Source organism: Pseudomonas sp. Seg1 (assembly GCF_018326005.1).
Taxonomy (GTDB): Bacteria; Pseudomonadota; Gammaproteobacteria; order Pseudomonadales; family Pseudomonadaceae; genus Aquipseudomonas.
Window position 1 is genome coordinate 2,257,223 of the sequence record NZ_AP021903.1, and the last position, 18,545, is coordinate 2,275,767.

Here is an 18,545-nt window from a genome sequence, read left to right on the forward strand (position 1 = left end):
GCTGGCAAGCCAGCTCTCACAGGTTTCTTTGGTGCTTACAAAATTTGTATACACCATCAATCCCTGTGGGAGCTGGCTTGCCAGCGATGGGGTCGGTGCAGGCATCACAAAAGTTAGTGGGCTTCCCCAGCCTTCAGCCCCTGCGGCAATTTTTTGGTCAGCAAGATCGCCAACATACTGATCCCCAGCGCAATCCCGACAAAGTGAAACGCATCGTTATAGGCCATGATCGCCGCCTGCTGATGGACGATCTCACTCAACTTGCCCAACGCCGCCGTATCACTGCCAAACCGATCGCTCATCGACGCCAGGCGCTCCGCCACTTGCGGGTTGGTCGGCACCACCGCCTCACGCAAATAATCGAAGTAAGTCTTGGTCCGCGCATCCAGCAATGTCGCGAGCAGGGCAATGCCGATTGCACCGCCGAGGTTACGCAGGATGTTGAACAGGCTCGACGCCGAGCCGGCGTCCTGCGGCAGGATGTACGCCGTGGCGATCAGCGAAATCGTCACCATGATCAGCGGCTGCCCCAGCGCCCGAATGATCTGGATCTGATTGAATTGCGGCCCGGCGAAATCCGGGTTGAGCACCCCCGAAGAAAAACTCGCCAGCCCGAACAAGCCAAACCCGATCGTGCACAACCATTTCGGCGAGACGAACTTCATCAGTTTCGGCACCAGCGGAATCAGAAACAGCTGCGGCACGCCCATCCACATGATCACTTCGCCAATCTGCAGGGCGTTGTAGTTCTGAATCTGCGCCAGGTACAGCGGCAACAGATAGATCGAGCCATACAACCCGACGCCCATGCCCAGGCTGGAAATGCTCGACAGGCCGAAGTTGCGATTGCGCAGGATGCCAAGGTTGATCAGCGGATTGGGCTTGGAAATCTGCACGATCACAAAGGTAATCAGGCTCACCAGGGCAATGCTGCCGAGGGTCACGATCAGGCTCGATTCGAGCCAGTCCTTGCGATGGCCTTCTTCGAGAAAAACCTGCAAGCAGCCGAGGCCGATACCCAGCGTGAGAATGCCGGTGTAATCGGTGCTTTTCAGTAGCTCCCAATGCGCTTCTTTCTTCTCCAGCCCATACATCAACCCGGCGATCATGATCAGCCCAGGCGGAATGTTGATATAGAAGATGTATTCCCAGCCCCAGTTTTCCGTGAGCCAGCCGCCCAGCGTCGGGCCGATGGACGGGGCGAACGTCGCGGTCATGGCGAACATCGCCATGCCTTTGGCGCGGTGATGTTCGGGGAGTTTGATCAGCGTCAGGGTGAACGCCAGCGGGATCAGCGCGCCACCGGTAAAGCCTTGCATGGCGCGGAAGACGATCATGCTCTCCAGACTCCAGGCCATCGAGCACAGCAGCGATGACACCAGAAAACCCAGCGACACCCACACCGCCAGGCGCCGCGCCGAGAGCAACTGCACCAGCCATGCGGTCAGCGGGATCATGATGATTTCCGCGACCAGATAGGAGGTGGAAATCCACGAGCCTTCTTCCAGCGTCGCCGACAGCGCGCCCTGAATGTCCTTGAGCGAAGAGTTGGTGATCTGGATATCGAGCACCGCCATAAAGGCGCCGAGCATCACGCTCATTACCGCAATCCAGTCCCGCCGGGTCGGTTCTCCGACCGGGCGGATCAGCGAATCACCGGCCATCGTCTGGGGCGTCTTTGATATTCACGGTGGCGGTGACCGACATGCCCGGACGGCTCTTGCTGCGTAGCGGGTTATCGGCTTTGAAGGTCAGCTTCACCGGAATCCGCTGCACGACCTTGGTGAAGTTGCCGGTGGCGTTGTCCGGCGGCAGCAGGCTGAACTGCGCGCCGGAGGCGGCGAACAGACTGTCGACCCGCGCTTCGATCGGGGTATCGCCATAGGCATCAAAGGTCAGCTCGGCTTTCTGCCCGGGCTGCATGTGGCCGATCTGGGTTTCCTTGAAGTTGGCCTGCACCCAGATGTCTTCGTCCGGGACGATCGACAACAGATAGGCGCCGGCCTGCACCACCTGACCATTGCGTGCGGCACGCTGGCCGACGAGGCCGCTGATCGGCGCGTGGATTTCGCTGCGGGTGAGGTTGAGTTCGGCTTGCGCAAGTTCGGCGCGGGCGTTGGCGATCTGCGCGTCGAGGCGTTTGATCTCGGCGCTCAGGGCGTTGACCTGTTGACGCTGACCCTGCGCGTCGGCCTGGGCCTTGGCCACTTGCGAGCGGGCGATGTGGGCGTCGGCGGAGAGGGTGGTCACCCGTTCCTCGGAAACGTAACCGGGCTTGCGCAGGGTTTCCGCCCGCGACAAGTCCATCTGCGAGCGGCCAAGCGTCGCTTGCGTGGTCGCCACTTGCGCATCGCTGGCGGCGATCAGGCTCGATTGCTGGGTCAGTTTGCTCTGTGCTTGCAGGCGTTCGGCTTCGCGGGTGGCGAGGGCGGCATTGGCACGATCCACGGCCAGGCGGAAATCATTGGGTTCAAGGCGCACCAGCAACTGGCCTTTTTCCACATGTTGATTGTCCTGCACCAGCACTTCATCGATGCGCGCGCTCAACTGGCTCGAGACACGGGTGATTTCGCCCTGGACATAGGCGTTGTCGGTGCTTTCATAAAAGCGCCCCTTGAAAAACCAATGGGCGAAAAAGCCCCCGGCGATCAACAGGACCAGAAGCAGGAAAATAAACAGGCGACGCTTGAGTTGGGCAGGCATGGGCAAACTGTAGTCGAGGAATTGTAAGGAAAGTTATCAGCAGGCGAATCTGGCATACAGCCGATAAACGGTAAATGCCATCTGTTGATATTCGGCCATTCACCGCAGTCTATGGGTGTTCCAGCCGCAAACTTGGCTTAAATGCCCTGCCCGCTGGAGCGGGGCGGGTGTCGCCTGTTACCATTCGCCGCTTGATTGTTTTGCTTTTCATTCTTTTCGAGACATGCCATGACCACCGTCCGCACTCGCATCGCGCCATCGCCTACCGGGGACCCCCACGTAGGTACCGCTTACATCGCATTGTTCAACTACTGCTTTGCCAAGCAGCATGGCGGTGAGTTCATCCTGCGCATCGAAGACACCGACCAGTTGCGTTCGACTCGCGAGTCCGAACAGCAGATATTCGACGCCCTGCGCTGGCTCGGTATCGACTGGAGCGAAGGCCCGGACGTTGGCGGTCCGCACGGTCCGTACCGTCAGAGCGAGCGCGGCGATATCTATCAGAAATATTGCCAGCAACTGGTCGACATGGGCCACGCGTTCCCGTGCTTCTGCACCGCTGAAGAACTGGACCAGATGCGCGCCGAGCAAATGGCTCGCGGCGAAACCCCGCGTTACGACGGCCGCGCGCTGTTGTTGTCGAAGGAAGAAGTCGCTGCCCGTCTGGCCGCTGGCGAGCCGCACGTGATCCGCATGAAAGTGCCGAGCGAAGGCGTCTGCGTGGTGCCGGACATGCTGCGTGGTGACGTCGAGATCCCGTGGGATCGCATGGACATGCAAGTGCTGATGAAGACCGACGGCCTGCCGACGTACTTCCTCGCCAACGTGGTCGACGACCACTTGATGGGCATCACCCACGTTCTGCGTGGCGAAGAATGGCTGCCGTCGGCGCCGAAACTGATTCTGCTGTACGAATACTTCGGTTGGGAGCAGCCAGAGCTGTGCTACATGCCGCTGCTGCGTAACCCGGACAAGAGCAAGCTGTCCAAGCGCAAGAACCCGACCTCGGTGACGTTCTACGAGCGCATGGGCTTCATGCCGGAAGCGATGCTCAACTACCTGGGCCGCATGGGCTGGTCGATGCCGGACGAGCGCGAAAAGTTCTCCCTGCAGGAAATGGTCGACAACTTCGACCTCAAGCGCGTGTCCCTCGGCGGGCCGATCTTCGACATCGAGAAGCTGTCGTGGCTCAACGGCCAGTGGCTGCGTGATCTGCCGGTGGAAGAGTTTGCCAGCCGTTTGCAGACCTGGGCGTTGAACCCGGAATACATGATGAAGATCGCACCGCTGGTGCAGGGTCGTGTTGAAACCTTCAGCCAGGTCGCACCGCTGGGCGGGTTCTTCTTCGCCGGCGGCGTCAATCCGGATGCCAAGCTGTTCGAGTCGAAGAAACTTTCCGGTGATCAGGTTCGCCAGTTGATGCAATTGATCCTGTGGAAGCTGGAAAGCCTGCGTCAGTGGGAAAAAGACCACATCACCGCGACGATTCAGGCGGTGGTCGAATCCCTCGAGCTGAAACTGCGTGATGCGATGCCGCTGATGTTTGCCGCGATTACCGGGCAGGCGAGTTCGGTGTCGGTGCTCGATGCCATGGAAATCATCGGCCCGGACCTGACCCGTTTCCGTCTGCGTCAGGCGATTGACCTGCTGGGCGGCGTGTCGAAGAAAGAAAACAAAGAGTGGGAAAAGCTGCTGGGCGCTATCGCTTAAGCACGCCTGACTCTGCAGGAACAACCGAAGGCCGGGATCGTTTGATTCCGGCCTTCGGCGTTTTTCCCCCGGATTTTCGGGGGGAGGGCGGTAAGTGATTGTTATGTCGGCAAAAAACTTTGAAATATTTTAAAAATAAGTTTGACAGCCCTCCGATACGCCCTTAAGATTCGCCCCGTCCTCAGCGATGACATCAACGATGAGGGGCTATAGCTCAGCTGGGAGAGCGCTTGCATGGCATGCAAGAGGTCGACGGTTCGATCCCGTCTAGCTCCACCAATTTACACTTCGAAGCCTGGCCACACCGGCTTCGAAGCGATCAACACTCAGCGTTGATCAGTTGTATAGAAGGGTTTGCGTCCCCTTCGTCTAGTGGCCTAGGACACCGCCCTTTCACGGCGGTAACAGGGGTTCGAGTCCCCTAGGGGACGCCAGTTTTACAGAAGCGATGTTGCAAGATGTCGCTCCGCCGCGAGGCGAAAAATCCGGGGCTATAGCTCAGCTGGGAGAGCGCCTGCATGGCATGCAGGAGGTCAGCGGTTCGATCCCGCTTAGCTCCACCAATTTTACAAGTTCAAGGTCTGGCCACACCGGCCTTGAATCGATCAGATCTCAGCACTGATCAGTTGTATAGAAGGGTTTGTGTCCCCTTCGTCTAGTGGCCTAGGACACCGCCCTTTCACGGCGGTAACAGGGGTTCGAGTCCCCTAGGGGACGCCACGATTACCCGCTCTGCGGGATTTTATAAGGGTCATTCAATTATTGAATGGCCCTTTTGTTTGTCTGGCGTTTGGCCAACTCTCCTTTTTCCTTACACTGTGCTTCAGACCAGCGGTCATATCCTTGACTTGCAGAATATTATTATGCGAATAATATTCTAGTCGTAATATTCGGAGGCAACGATGAACGATAAAAAAGCTCAAACCCGCGAACGCATCCTCAAGGCTGCCAGCGCCGCACTGATTCAGCGCGGCCCGGCAGACCCTAGCGTGGGCGAAGTGATGGGCGCGGCCGGCCTGACCGTCGGTGGCTTCTACGCGCACTTCGAAAGCAAGGACGCGATGATGCTCGAAGCGTTCAAGCAATTGCTGGGGCGCCGCCGCGACCTGATTGCCGACATGGATGCCGAACTGACTGGCGAAGAACGTCGCGCGCTGGTCGCAGCGTTCTACCTGTCGCGCAAGCACCGCGATTCCAGTGACGCGGCGTGCCCGATTCCGGCGTCCATCGGTGAGCTGGGTCGCTTGCCGGATTCGTTCCGAATCGCGCTCAACGAACACTTGGAATTGATGATTGCGCAGTTGGCGTCCAGCCCTGAGGACACCGACAAAGCCCTGGCCGACGTGGCCTTGATGGTGGGTGGTCTGGCCCTCGCAAGAGCGCTTGGCCCTGGAGATTTGTCCGATCGATTGCTGCGCGCTGCCAAGTCGGCGGTGCGTTGACCTGAAGGCAACACGCCTGAGGAGAGAGCGATGAACACGTTGAAGTGGATTCGTGGCGTAAATGGCACCTTGGGCTGGATTGCACCGAAACAGGTAGCAAGCAAAATGCGTCTGGCGTTCATGACGCCGCGTGCTTTGCCGCTGCGGGATTGGGAGTTGCCATTACTGGCCAATTCCGAACGGATCACCTTGCGTTTTGGTTTATCGGCGCTGCGCTGGGGGCAAGGCCCGACGGTGCTGCTGATGCACGGTTGGGAAGGGCGGCCAACCCAATTCGCTGCATTGATCACCGCGCTGGTTGAAGCTGGATACACCGTTGTCGCACTCGATGGCCCGGCCCACGGTCGGTCGCCGGGGCGTGAAGCCAACGTTGTATTGTTCGCCCGCGCCATGCTCGAAGCCGCCGCTGAACTGCCGCCCTTGCAAGCCGTCATCGGCCACTCCATGGGTGGCGCCAGTGCGATGCTCGCCGTGCAATTGGGCTTGCGCACCGAAACCCTCGTCAGCATCGCCGCTCCTGCCCGCATTCTCGGTGTGCTGCGAGGTTTTGCTCGTTACGTGGGGATGCCGCCACGAGCGCGTTCCGCTTTCATCCGTCAGGTCGAACAGGATGTCGGCATGCGCGCCGCGACCCTTGATGTAGCCCACTATCAACTGGACATGCCCGGTCTGATCGTGCACGCCGAGGACGACAATTTCGTCTCAGTCAAAGAATCGCAACTGATTCACGAATCCTGGTTCGACAGCCGTTTGCTGCGCCTCGAAAGCGGTGGTCATCAGCGCGTGCTGGCCGACCCTCGGGTGATTGATGGCGTGTTATCACTGCTGGCGGGCCGCAGCCTTCAGGCGCGCCAATCGGCGTGAGCTCCGTTACACTGCCCCGGTTGAATAAATTGACCGGGAGTGGGGCATGGGCTGGGATCGGGCAACGCCGTTTACCATTGATCTGCAAGTGGGCGCCGAGGACATCGACGGGCTGGGCCACGCGAACAACGCGGTCTATGTGACCTGGCTCGAACGCTGCGCCTGGCGTCATTCGCAGCGTCTGGGGCTGGATCTGGTCGAGTACCGGCGCCTGGACCGGGCGATGGCGGTGGTGCGCCACGAGATCGATTATCTGGCCGCTGCCTATGAAGGCGACGAACTGCAGTTGGCGACCTGGATCGTCGATTGGGACCAGCGCCTGAAAATGACCCGGCATTTCCAGCTAAAGCGTCCAAGCGATAACACCACACTGCTGCGCGCGCAGACCACGTTTGTCTGCATTGAATTGTCCACTGGCAAACCCAAGCGCATGCCGGCCGAGTTCATCGAAGGCTATGGCCCGGCGATCCAGCCCTCAGAATCTGTCCAAATCTAAACTGTAGGAGCGAGCCTGCTCGCGATCGCGCTATGTCAGCCGATGCACATGTGACTGAAGCACCGCGATCGCGAGCAGGCTCGCTCCCACAAGGTTTCTGCGATTTCTTGCGATATCCAGTAAACTGCCGCACGTTTTTTCCTTAAGTAGTGTTTTCCCCATGCAAATTGCTCTGGCGCCCATGGAAGGGTTGGTCGACGACATCCTGCGCGACGTGCTGACCCGCGTTGGCGGCATCGACTGGTGCGTCACTGAATTCATTCGGGTCAACGACCAGTTGCTCACCCCGGCCTACTTCCACAAGTTCGGTCCGGAGCTGCTCAACGGCGCGCGCACCCGTTCCGGCGTGCCGCTGCGCGTGCAATTGTTGGGTTCTGACCCGGTGTGTCTGGCGGAAAACGCGGCGCTGGCCTGCGAGCTCGGTTCCGAAGTGATCGACCTCAACTTCGGCTGCCCGGCCAAGACCGTGAACAAGTCCCGTGGCGGTGCAGTGCTGCTCAAGGAGCCTGAACTGCTCAACCAGATCGTCGAGCACGTGCGTCGTGCCGTACCGGCGCATATTCCCGTCACTGCCAAGATGCGCCTGGGCTTCGACAGCCCGGACGGTTCGCTGGTCTGTGCGACGGCACTGGCCGAGGGCGGCGCCGAACACATCGTGGTTCACGCCCGAACCAAAATGGATGGCTACAAGCCGCCGGCGCACTGGGAGTGGATCCCGCGGGTGCAGGACGTGGTCAAGGTGCCAGTGTTCGCCAACGGCGATATCTGGAGCGTCGAAGACTGGCGCCGTTGCCGCGAAATCAGCGGCGTGGAAGATATCATGCTCGGTCGCGGTCTGGTCTCGCGCCCGGATCTGGCCAAACAAATCGCTGCCGCACGCGCCGGTGAAGAGGTCGTGGAAATGACCTGGACCGAGCTGCTGCCGCTGATCCAGGACTTCTGGCTACAGGCCAAAGCGCAGATGACTGCGCGCCAATCGCCGGGTCGTTTGAAGCAATGGCTGGCCATGCTGACGCGCAATTATCCCGAAGCCACCGAGCTGTTCACCGTCCTGCGCCGCGAAACGGAACCTGATCAAGTCTCGCGTTTGCTTGGTCTGCCGGTCGCCGAAGCGGCCTGAAAAAAATCTGCAAATAATCTCTTGAAATCATTTCAGCGGTCCCTATCTAAGGGTTACGCGATGCCGAATTCGGGTCGCGGAGACATAAAACCTTGCTGATTGTTTTCAGGAGATTTGAACCATGAGTACTGCATTTTCCCTCGCGCCATTGTTCCGTTCCTCGGTAGGTTTCGACCGTTTCAACGATCTGTTCGAAACCGCCCTGCGCAATGAGCCAGGCAGCACCTATCCACCCTACAACGTTGAAAAACACGGCGACGACCAATACCGCATCGTCGTGGCGGCAGCCGGTTTCCAGGAAGAAGACCTGGAGCTGCAAGTCGAGAAGGGTGTGCTGACCATCAGTGGCGGCAAGCGTGATGCCAACGAAGGCGTAACCTTCCTGCACCAGGGCATTGCCCAGCGTGCGTTCAAGCTGTCCTTCCGTCTGGCCGATCACATCGAAATCAAGGCCGCCGGCCTGAGCAACGGTCTGCTGAGCATCGACCTGTTGCGGGTGATCCCGGAAGAAGCGAAAGCCAAACGCATCCCGATCAACGGGACGCAGCAACCGGTTCTGCAGCATTGATCACAGGCAGATACACAATCGTCTGATCAAGCGCTGAGCCGCTGAATGAAGGCCCCGATACGTCGGGGCCTTTTTTATGCGCGCAGGAAAACCGCACGCACTGTTTGCCGCTGCGGCTACGGCTCTTTACAATCCGCGCCAACAAGGCCGGCACTCTCTCATTTCCGCTGGCCCGGAGCCTTTGTTCATGGACGAAATGGAACAGCGCTGGCTATACGCGCTTTCTGCGCCTTTGGTCGCCCTCAATCCCGATGCCGACTACGCCGCCCCCACTTACTGCTTCGACCTCAAACACGTCGATGTCGAAGGCGGCTGGGGCATTACCACGCGCGCGCAATTGCTCGACATGTTGAGCACGGCCGACACCGGGCACGCGACCTCTTTGAACGAAGCCTACCGACAGTGGGAACGTTGTCTTCCGTCTGAATGGCAAGCCCTGCTAGACACGCTGGATACCCGCCAACGCGCCTTTTATGAGTTGGCCAGCCGTACGTTCGGCGAGTGTGGCTCTGGCGGTATTCGCGCCTGGGACATTGGCCGAATGGGCTTTCTGCTGCGCTCGGCGGTGCTGCACGGCTGGATCGATCTCACCGAAAGTCTCTGGCTGCACGGCCGCATGGCGGCGCGTGCGCGGTACTACTACGACAGTTGGACGAGTTACCTGAATGGCTTTGTCATCGGTAAAGCCTTCTGGCATTGCCTGGGCAATAAAGATGAGGAACTTGCCCACGAATACGATCGGCAAGGCGACTACATCGGCACCACGGTGGTCATCAGAAAGCTTGATCGCGATGCCCGCGAATTCTTTGCCCAGTTGCCCTGGGACATGCCCTTGCATCTGCCTGAAAGGCCCGACTCATTAGGGGAGTTCGACTGGTCATGAGCTGCTGGATTCGCTTGGGTATCGAGCCCACCAAAGACAATGACGTCATTCGCGGCGCCTATCGCGCGCGCTTGCCGCAACATCATCCTGAAACCGATCCGGAAGGATTTCAGGCATTGCGCGAAGCGTACGAGCTAGCAATGCGTTTCGCCCGTGAGCAGCCGGACGAGGCAGGCGAACCAGTCGATGACGAGGCGAGTCCTGCCGACCAGACACTGGCAGATTTCGAAGCGCTGCTGATCGATCCGACACGTCGCTTCAGTCCTGCAGCCTGGCAGGCATTCAACCTTGAGTTGGATCGCCTGCCTCTGGACGTGTTGGACGATGTTTGCTGGCCATTGTTGCGTGAGTTGCTCGACGCGGGACCGATTTCCCACGCCTGCGCACGCTTGTTGGCGCAGCGCCTGGGCTGGGCGAGCCGGATGCTCGATCTGGCTTTCGACAGCGCCCGACATGTCGATGAGTTCTTGAAGCGGATAGCCGCACCGGACCCGTTCGACACGTCGTTGATGTGCCATTGGCCCGTCGTCGCGCAGTTGGAAGCGCTCTGGTATGTGCGCACGCTGAATCATCTTCACCATAACGCTTCGCTCGACGATTTCCGCTATTTCGCCAGCCTGCACACCTGTATCCCGCTGCCTGCCGATGATGCGCTGGTGCAACGTCTGGCGATCCAGTTCAGTCAGGCCGGCATTGCCAGTAAAGACTTTCTCGACATCATCAGTGAGCAGCATCGGCTGGCGCCGGACGACGTTGACTGGCTTTATCTGCTGGCCTGTCAGCGCAGTGCGCTGGGCATGGAAGAGTTGGCGCTTCAGGCCTGGGTGCAACTCTGGCGAGAGCATCACCATCCCAAGGCCGCCACTTGGTTGCTGGATCTGTGCGCGCGTCATCAACCACAGCGCTTGCCGCTGCTGATCCAGGCGTTTGATCGTCTGGAAAACTTCCGCGACTGGTCCGCTGACCTCAGTGATGTCACCCAGGAATATGGCAGTCCTTCGCAGCGTCCGGAAACCTTGGGGCGCTGGTTTCGCGCGCGGCAGCTGGACTTGCAGGGCATCGCCGATGCCTTTGTCGAGTGGCGCATCAGCGGTGACGAACTACCTTTGCTGGCGTGGCTGATTATTGCCAGCGACGACCCGGCACTTCAGGTGCTGTACCAGCACGCCTGGGCTTTGCACCGCGGCGATGTGCCCTTGCTGCAACGCGTCATGGATGCGCCAGAGGCTCCTGAGATTCTTGATCAGCTGGTGCTGGAAGGCTTCAAGTACCAAGCCGATCAACAGATCTGCTGGTTGACCCAGGCCCCCATTCCGCGTGCCTTGCATGCGTTTCTGACCAGCGAAGAATCGGTGCAGCTGCCGCCGGAACTGCAAAAGGGCGAGCCGCTGGAGCTCAGCCTGCTGTGGATGCGCCGTTTGCGAGCCTATGACACGCGGTCGCTGGCCCGGCTGGACGAAGCATTCAGTCTGAGCAAGCGCGACGTCGTGCTCGATGGCTTGAAGCTGCAAGCGCAGTTGGCCGAGCAAGGCATGCTACTGCCGGCCATCGATAACCCTGACGCCGTCTGGGAATGGCATCGTCAGGCGCTGTACTTGCTGGCGACCCTCGACGAGCCGACACGTTGGCTGGGTGCGCAATCGGCGCACTGCATTGATTCGATGAGCGTTGCGCGTGAGCATCCATTGGCGCGTTTGCAGCCGCTGCTGTGTCGATTGAATCGCGAGCAGGGCAGCGCCAGTGGCCTGCTGGGCTGGCTGCAAGCAGCCGACCCGGTGCATGCCTTGCTCGCGCGTAAATTGTTCAGCGTCCAGGAAGCGCTCGACAGCGCAAGGCTGTTGAGCAATGACCGTTTGTACGAGTGCATGCGCAGCGACATCAGCCGTTTCAATGAGGATTTGCTCGGTCGCATGCTGTTGGCTGGGGTGCTGTATCACGATCCGCTGCTCAATGCGCAACAGCGCAAATACCTGCTTGAGAGCATCACCGAAGTCGTCAATCCACAGGATTGGTTCGACGGATTCCGCCACAGTCTGATCAAAGGTGAACCCACACGCCCGCCGCGTGAGGTGCTGGAGGATGACGGCGTTGATTACACCGACGCGTTTTACCTGGCGCTGGATGTGCTCAAGGATATGGCGCGTTACGGTAGCGCCGGGGTGCCGCGCCAGAAAATCCTGATGCGCATGCAGCAGGCCAAGGACAACACGCACAATGGCCTCGGCTTACGCTTTGCCTTTAGTGCATTACTGTCGTGGTCAGAGCGTTTGCTGTTGGCCAAGGGTGACACTCGGCCGACGCCTGCAACCGCGTTCTGGCGTCTTGGCACACGACTGGGGCGCGAGGCATTTATCGGTCAGGTGATTGGTATCGTGCTGCTTACGCCATTGCTGGCCTTGTTCAGTGGCTCGATGTTTTCCGCTTTCGTGGTATTGGCAGTGGCGCTGATGCTGATGCTCAGTGCCATTCTGAGGCGTCTGCACGACATGGGCCGAGGTGTTGCAAGCTTTCTGATTCTGGCCGGCCTGACCCCGGTCTTGCCATTTCTGCCGCTGGTGCTGTTCGGCTTTCCCGGTGAGAAGTTGCCCAACCGCTACGGTGTACCACCGGACAGTGATCGAGAAGACACGTTATCCGGTGGTTTGCAGGCCGCGTTGCGTCGACTCAACGGCTAGAGACGCAGCTCATCCAGCACTTTGTTGAGTTGTGAACGGTGGCTGGCGATTTCTTCCGATCGCTGACCACCCAGCACCGAGGTGAAACTGTCCAGCCACTCGGCGATACGCTGCCGGTCGTCGCCGAGGCTTTGCATCCATGCACGTTCCAGTCGCGCCAGCAGGGTGCGGTTGGGCAGGGCATCGCGGGGGTGTATTTTCAGGCTGGTCAGGCGTTCATGGCTGGCCTGGCGCGATTGCTCGTCAAGCCCGGTAGGGCTGCGGTCGATGCTGTGGCTATGGCGTTCGCCTGTTTCCAGCAACGTGACGTCGACTTCGAGCAAACCATTGATGTCGTAACTGAAGCGCACGTCCAGCGCCTGGATGTGATCGCTGGGTGTCAGCGTGACATCGAAGGCGTCGATGAAAATGTTGTCGCGCACCCACGGCCGTTCACCCTGATAAACCGCAATGCGGATGAATTCCTGCCTAGGCGAGGTCGTGTGGTAGCGCTCCACGCGTGACGTCGGAATGATGGTGTTGCGTTCGATGATGGGTGAGAACGCGCCTTTGATGTCATCGCCGCGCATGGTCGAAATCCCCAGCGTGTACGGGCAGACATCGGTCAGGATCAGTTCTTCTACCGCGCCATCGCGGGCCTTGCACGCCGCTTGCGTCGCCGCACCAAGCGCAACAATCGTGTCCGGATCAAGATGACGGTAAGGCAGGCGCCCGAACAGCGTGGCGACCAATTGCTGCACCGCCGGCATCCGCGTGGCGCCACCCACTAGCACCAGACTGTCGAGGTCGCGTGGCTTGAGCCGGGCATCGCGTAGGGCCTGTTCGATCGGTGCGCGCAAACGGCCAAGCAGCGGTTCCCAGATTTTCACCGCAGCGGCTTCGTCCAGCGACCACTCGAATGTCTGCTCGGCGTGCCGCCAGATCAGTTGCTGTCTGCCTTCGCCCAGTTTGCACTTGAGCTGCTCCAGCGCATCGCCAAGGCTGGCCATGGCTTGCGCGTCGACCGTTGCAGGGGGCAGTTGCCAGTCCTTGAGGCAGGCTTGCAGCAACGCGGCGGTGAAGTCTTCGCCACCGAGAAAATTGTCGCCGGTGGACGCATGCACCTCGATCAGCGGCAGCGCGTATTCCAGCACCGTGACATCGAAGGTGCCGCCGCCCAGATCGAAGATCAGCGTGCGTTCGAATTTCTGTTCATGCAGCCCATAAGCCATGGCCGCGGCGGTCGGCTCGTTGATCAGGCGCGTGACGGACAGTCCGGCCAGTTCAGCGGCAAACATTGTGCGTTTGCGTTGCTCGTCACTGAAATACGCCGGTACGGAAATCACCGCTTCCGAGACGGGGTGGCCAAGAAAAGCTTCGGCGTCCTGCTTGAGTGAGCCGAGCACCAGCGCCGAAAGCTCCTCGGGGCTGAACTGACGACTGCCGAGTTCGACTTGTTTGTCACTGCCCATAAACCGCTTGAAGGCCGCAGCGCTGCGCTCCGGGTGTGTGGTCAGGCGGGCGCGGGCGGCTTTGCCCACCAGAATCGTGTCGTCTTCGTCGAGGCTGACCACCGACGGGGTCAACACATCTCCGAGGGCGTTGGGAATCAACCGCGCCTGACCGTCCTGCCAGACGGCGATCAAGCTGTTGGTGGTGCCAAGGTCGATGCCCAGCAGGGCCGGGCGGGGAAGGGTTGCATCCTGCATGACTGATCTCGAAACGGCGCAAAAAAAGCGACCCTACAGGTTGCTGCCAACCCTGGCAATTGCGCGGTTGTTGCAAATTGGGCGCGTCAGGGCAGCAGTTTTTTCAAGTCCTCCAGCGGCAGGGGCCGACTGTGCAGATAACCCTGATACAAGTGGCAACCCAGGCCTTGCAGGAACGCCAGTTGCTCCGGCGTCTCCACGCCTTCGGCAATCACTTCGAGTTCGAGGCTGCGGGCCATGGCGACAATGGCGCGGATGATCTCCGCGTCGTTCGGGTCGGTGGTTGCATCGCGGATGAACGACTGGTCGATTTTCAGCGTGTCCACCGGCAAGCGCTTGAGGTAGGTCAACGACGAATAACCGGTGCCAAAGTCGTCCATGGCGAAGCTCACGCCGAGTTTTTTCAAGCGACGCATTTTGCTGATGGTGTCTTCCAGATTCTGAATGACGATGCCTTCGGTGATTTCCAGTTTCAGCAGCGTGCAGGGCAGGCCGTGGCTGATCATGCTGTGTTCGATGCGTTCGACGAAGTCGTTCTGGCGGAACTGGCGTGGGCTGATATTCACGCACAGGCTGAAGTCGAAAGGGTTGATCAGGTCTGTGGCGATCAGTTGTTTGAACGCATCGCAGGCTTCGTCGAGGATCCAGGTGCCCACTTCCAGAATCAGGCCGCTGTCTTCCAGCACCTTGATGAACTCGGTCGGCGATTGTGCACCGAGCTCCGGGTGATTCCAGCGCACCAGGGCTTCGGCGCCGATGATGCGGTTGTCCCGTGCGTCGACCTGTGGCTGGAAATGCACCTTGAATTCGCCACGAGACAAGGCCAGGCGCAAGTCGGTCTCCATGCGCAGCCGTTCGCTGGCCGCTTTCTGCATGGTGTTGTGGTACATCTGCGTGGTGTTGCGCCCGGAATCCTTGGCCCGGTACAGGGCGATGTCGGCACGCTTGAGCAGGTCGGTCGGGGTCGAGCCGTGGTCGGGAATCAGTGCCACGCCGATGCTCGGCGTCACTTGCAGGCGTTGACCGTCAAGGAACATCGGCTCCGAAAGCAATTCACGGATGGTGTCGGCCAGTTCGCGCACCTGCGCGCTGACTTCGTTGCGCGAGCCTTCCAGGCCGCTGAGCAGCACCACGAACTCATCGCCGCCCAGACGTGCGACCGTGTCTTCCATGCGCACGCTGGCTTCTAGCCGAGCGGTGATGATTTTCAGCACGGTGTCGCCGACCGGGTGGCCAAGCGAGTCGTTGATGTGTTTGAAATGGTCGAGGTCAAGAAACAGCAGCGCACCGCGCAGGTTGTGGCGCTTGAGCAGGGCGATCTGCTGGCTCAGGCGATCCATCAGCAGCGCACGGTTGGGCAGGTTGGTCAGCGGGTCGTGGTAGGCCAGATGGCGAATCTGTGCTTCGGCGTTTTTCAGCAGGCTGACGTCGCGGGCGGTCAGCAGCAGGCATGCCGTTTCATTCAGGGTGATCGGTTCGACCGACACTTCCAGCGTCAGCAATTCCCCGCGCTTGTTGCGCCCGAGCATTTCCTGATGGTGCACGCGGCCCTTGATCTGCAGTTCGGCCAGCAGCGCAGAACGTTGTTTCTCCTCGGCCCAGATGCCGACCTGATACACGGTTTTGCCAACCACTTCATCGGCGCGATAGCCGGTAAGGCGACAGAAACCGTCGTTGACCTCCAGATAGCGTCCGGTATCGCGTTCGGTGATGGTGATTGCGTCCGGGCTTGAGTGAAAGGCCTTGGCGAATTTCTCCTCGCTGGCCTTGAGGGCGGCCTCCGAGCGTTGCTGCTGCGTGATGTCGCGCAGAGTGGTGACAATGCAGGGCTGATTGCCGACGCTGATCTGCCGGCTGGAAATCACGCAGGTCAGCGACTGGCCGTCCTTGTGCTGAACAATAATCGCAACATTGCTCAGGCCCTGTTCACGGATCACCCGTTCGATGCGTTGCAGGCTTTTCGCCGAGGCGTCCCACAGACCGATGTCTTCGGCGGTGCGGCCGATCACGTCGGCGGCGCTCCAGCCGAAAGTCTGGGTGAAGCTTGAGTTGATTTCGATGAATTCGCCGCTGTCCTGCCGTGTCACGCAGATCGGGTCGGGGCTGACCTGGAACAGCGTGGCAAATTTCTCTTCGGACGCCACCAGCCGCTGTTCGCGCTCGACCTGATCGGTGATGTCCAACAGCGTGCCGGCCATGCGCAGCGGCGCACCGTTGTCGTCGCGATAGAGGCGTGCACGGCTTTCCAGATAGCGTGAGCTGCCGTCCGGCAGTTGCACGCGATACGTCAGTTGGTAATTGCCCGCCGGGCCTTCGCGCAGGCTGCGATAGGCGTCGCGCATGCTATCGCGCTCTTCGCCGGGCACGCCTTCGAAAAACTCGTCGAACGATTCATGAAACGGTATCGGCTCCAGCCCGTGCAATTGCGCGGCGCGCGCCGAGCCATAGAGCATACCGCTGGGGATGTGCCAGTCCCAGGTGCCCAGCTGCGCCGAATCCAGCGCGAGATCGAGGCGTTCCTGGCTGTCTTTCAGGGCGTGTTCGGCGGCTTTGCGCTCGGTGGTGTCGAGGAAGGTGCTGAGCAGATACGGCTGGCCTTCGAGCTCGACTTTCTGGGCGCTGAGAATGCCGTCGTGAATCTGCCCGTTACTCTCACGAAACTGCACTTCCATGCTGACCAGTTCGCCCTTGGCCTTGGTTTTCTTGACCAGTTCGGCGCGTTGCTCGGGGTGCACCCACAGGCCCAGCTCCAGAGTGGTGCGGCCAATCGCGCTCTGCACCGGCCAGCCGAACAGGCTTTCAAAATACTGGTTGGCCTCGCTGATCAGGCCGTCTTCCTGGCGGGTGAGCAAGACCATGTTCGGGCACAGGTGAAACAGGGTGGCGAAACGTTTCTCCGAGCTGCTCAGGGCCTGTTCGCGTTGACGCTGGTGGGTGATTTCGCGAATCACCCCGATCATTCGGGGGCGGCCGTTTTTGTCCGGAAGCAGGCTGCCGTTGATCTCCAGCCAATGCAGGCTGCCATCGGGCCAGCGGATGCGGTGATGCATCGCCTGTTCCAGCGGCGCGCCGGCAATCACTGCATGGAAGGCGCGGACGGTTTTCGCGCGGTCTTCCGGCGGCAGCAAATCGAGGTATTCAAGATCTTCCGGCAGTGGCTGGCGCGGATCGAAGCCGAACAATGCCTGGGTGCCCCGTGACCAACTGATCTGCCCGCGCTCGATGTCCCAATACCAGGCGCCGAGCCGAGCGCCGTTGAGCGCGGCGAGCAATTGCGGCGCGCTCTCCCAGCTCTGCTCGGAACGTCGCGGGTCAATGGCTTGAATGCGCGGCATCGGCGGAATTCGGTCAACAGATTTCGGCATCGTTAACAGGCCTTGAGCGGTGGTGGCATTTTAGGCACAGGGACAGCGGCTCTATAGGAGTAGCACAAGTTAGCCCAGAGTCCCTGGCAGATCGATTTGAGCATCCAGCAAGGCCATAAATGCTCTTGCCGCATTCGATAGCGTCCGTTCGGTGTGCACGATATAGCCTAGCTGGCGACTGAGCTGTATGCCCGGCAAAGCGATGCTTGCCACCTGATCATCGAGCATGGTGCGCGGTAACACGCTCCAGGCCAGGCCGATGGAGACCATCATCTTGATGGTTTCCAGATAGTTGGTGCTCATGGCGATGTTCGGCGTCAGCCCCTGGGCCTCGAACAATCGTTGGACAATATGGTGTGTAAATGTGTTGCCGCCGGGGAAAACCGCCGGATGACCGGCAATGTCCGCCAGACTGACGGCGCCATTGCTGATCAGCGAATGCTCGGGGGCGACCACGAAATCCAGCGGGTCGTCCCAGACCGGCGTGGCTTTGACCAGCGTGTGCGGCTCCGGCGCCAGGGTAATGACCGCCAGCTCCGCACGGCCATGGAGAATTTCCTCGTAGGCCACTTCCGAATCGAGGAACTGAATATCCAGCGCGACTTGTGGGTAGCGGCGGGTGAATTCCCTTAATAACGGTGGCAAACGGTGCAGGCCGATGTGGTGACTGGTGGCCAGCGTCAGCCGGCCGCTGACTTCACCGGTCAGATTGGTCAGCGCCCGACGTGTGTCGTCCAGCACATTGAGAATCTGATAAGCCCGCGGCAGCAGGGCGCGGCCGGCTTCGGTCAGGCCGACTTCACGACCGAGGCGATCGAACAGTCGCACCTTCAGTTGTTGCTCCAGTCCGGCAATGCGCTTGCTGATGGCCGGTTGCGTCAGGTGCAGCCGTTCGCCGGCGCCGGAGAAGCTGCCGGTCTCGGCAATCGCGATAAAAGCGTTGAGGTTGGCCAGATCCAAGGTTGTATTCCAGTTGGTTATCCAAAGCATAAAAAATATGAATTTGAGTTATTTAATCTAACCCCATAGGA

13 protein-coding genes and 4 tRNA genes are annotated in these 18,545 nt (G+C 60.0%); 12 read left to right on the plus strand and 5 right to left on the minus strand.

Annotated elements, in window-relative coordinates:
- Positions 1 to 113 precede the first annotated feature (113 nt).
- Positions 114 to 1,664, minus strand: a complete 1,551-nt coding sequence (locus KI231_RS09970) for an MDR family MFS transporter (RefSeq protein WP_103304848.1) — start codon at positions 1,662 to 1,664, stop codon at positions 114 to 116.
- Positions 1,654 to 2,703 carry an HlyD family secretion protein gene (locus KI231_RS09975; RefSeq protein WP_213028123.1) on the minus strand — a complete coding sequence of 350 codons (1,050 nt, stop codon included), beginning with the start codon at positions 2,701 to 2,703 and terminating at the stop codon, positions 1,654 to 1,656. Before KI231_RS09975 ends, KI231_RS09970 begins: the two co-directional genes overlap by 11 nt.
- 228 nt (positions 2,704 to 2,931) lie before the next feature.
- On the opposite strand from KI231_RS09975, the gene gltX reads away from it, so the two are divergent.
- From gltX to KI231_RS10035, 12 genes are all read left to right on the plus strand, one after another.
- Complete coding sequence (gene gltX / locus KI231_RS09980; RefSeq protein WP_213028124.1) at positions 2,932 to 4,413, plus strand: glutamate--tRNA ligase; 1,482 nt, start codon at positions 2,932 to 2,934, stop codon at positions 4,411 to 4,413.
- A gap of 203 nt (positions 4,414 to 4,616) precedes the next feature.
- A tRNA-Ala gene (locus KI231_RS09985) sits at positions 4,617 to 4,692 on the plus strand.
- 79 nt (positions 4,693 to 4,771) lie between these two features.
- Positions 4,772 to 4,847: transfer RNA gene (locus KI231_RS09990), tRNA-Glu, on the plus strand.
- A gap of 53 nt (positions 4,848 to 4,900) precedes the next feature.
- Positions 4,901 to 4,976 (plus strand) — tRNA-Ala (locus tag KI231_RS09995).
- Between the two features lie 81 nt (positions 4,977 to 5,057).
- Positions 5,058 to 5,133, plus strand: a tRNA-Glu gene (locus KI231_RS10000).
- Between the two features lie 182 nt (positions 5,134 to 5,315).
- Positions 5,316 to 5,855 (plus strand): TetR/AcrR family transcriptional regulator, encoded by a 540-nt coding sequence (locus tag KI231_RS10005; protein ID WP_103304851.1) that lies wholly within the window; start codon positions 5,316 to 5,318, stop codon positions 5,853 to 5,855.
- Positions 5,856 to 5,885: 30 nt separating this feature from the next.
- Entirely contained in the window at positions 5,886 to 6,719 is an 834-nt protein-coding gene (locus KI231_RS10010) for an alpha/beta fold hydrolase (protein WP_103304852.1), read from the plus strand.
- A 46-nt stretch (positions 6,720 to 6,765) separates the two neighbouring features.
- On the plus strand, positions 6,766 to 7,215 hold the full coding sequence (locus tag KI231_RS10015) for an acyl-CoA thioesterase (RefSeq protein ID WP_103304853.1): 450 nt from the start codon (positions 6,766 to 6,768) through the stop codon (positions 7,213 to 7,215).
- 160 nt (positions 7,216 to 7,375) lie between these two features.
- On the plus strand, positions 7,376 to 8,335 hold the full coding sequence (locus KI231_RS10020) for a tRNA dihydrouridine synthase (protein WP_103304854.1): 960 nt from the start codon (positions 7,376 to 7,378) through the stop codon (positions 8,333 to 8,335).
- 121 nt (positions 8,336 to 8,456) lie between these two features.
- Positions 8,457 to 8,903: an Hsp20 family protein gene (locus KI231_RS10025; RefSeq protein WP_103304855.1), complete on the plus strand. Its 447-nt coding sequence runs from the start codon at positions 8,457 to 8,459 to the stop codon at positions 8,901 to 8,903.
- A 187-nt stretch (positions 8,904 to 9,090) separates the two neighbouring features.
- Complete coding sequence (locus KI231_RS10030) at positions 9,091 to 9,786, plus strand: DUF1266 domain-containing protein (RefSeq protein ID WP_213028125.1); 696 nt, start codon at positions 9,091 to 9,093, stop codon at positions 9,784 to 9,786.
- Complete coding sequence (locus KI231_RS10035; protein WP_213028126.1) at positions 9,783 to 12,461, plus strand: DUF805 domain-containing protein; 2,679 nt, start codon at positions 9,783 to 9,785, stop codon at positions 12,459 to 12,461. The genes KI231_RS10030 and KI231_RS10035 overlap by 4 nt, the downstream gene beginning before the upstream one ends.
- Here the strand turns inward: KI231_RS10035 and KI231_RS10040 are convergent.
- The 3 genes from KI231_RS10040 to KI231_RS10050 form a co-directional block, all read right to left on the minus strand.
- Positions 12,458 to 14,149 (minus strand): molecular chaperone HscC, encoded by a 1,692-nt coding sequence (locus KI231_RS10040; protein WP_213028127.1) that lies wholly within the window; start codon positions 14,147 to 14,149, stop codon positions 12,458 to 12,460. The genes KI231_RS10035 and KI231_RS10040 overlap by 4 nt on opposite strands.
- Before the next feature lie 86 nt (positions 14,150 to 14,235).
- Positions 14,236 to 17,514, minus strand: coding sequence for a sensor domain-containing protein (locus KI231_RS10045; RefSeq protein ID WP_213028128.1), 3,279 nt, complete (start codon positions 17,512 to 17,514; stop codon positions 14,236 to 14,238).
- A 69-nt stretch (positions 17,515 to 17,583) separates the two neighbouring features.
- The gene (locus KI231_RS10050) at positions 17,584 to 18,474 is read right to left on the minus strand and encodes a LysR family transcriptional regulator (RefSeq protein ID WP_201239074.1); all 891 of its coding nucleotides are present in this window, start codon (positions 18,472 to 18,474) and stop codon (positions 17,584 to 17,586) included.
- Between the last annotated feature and the right edge of the window lie 71 nt (positions 18,475 to 18,545).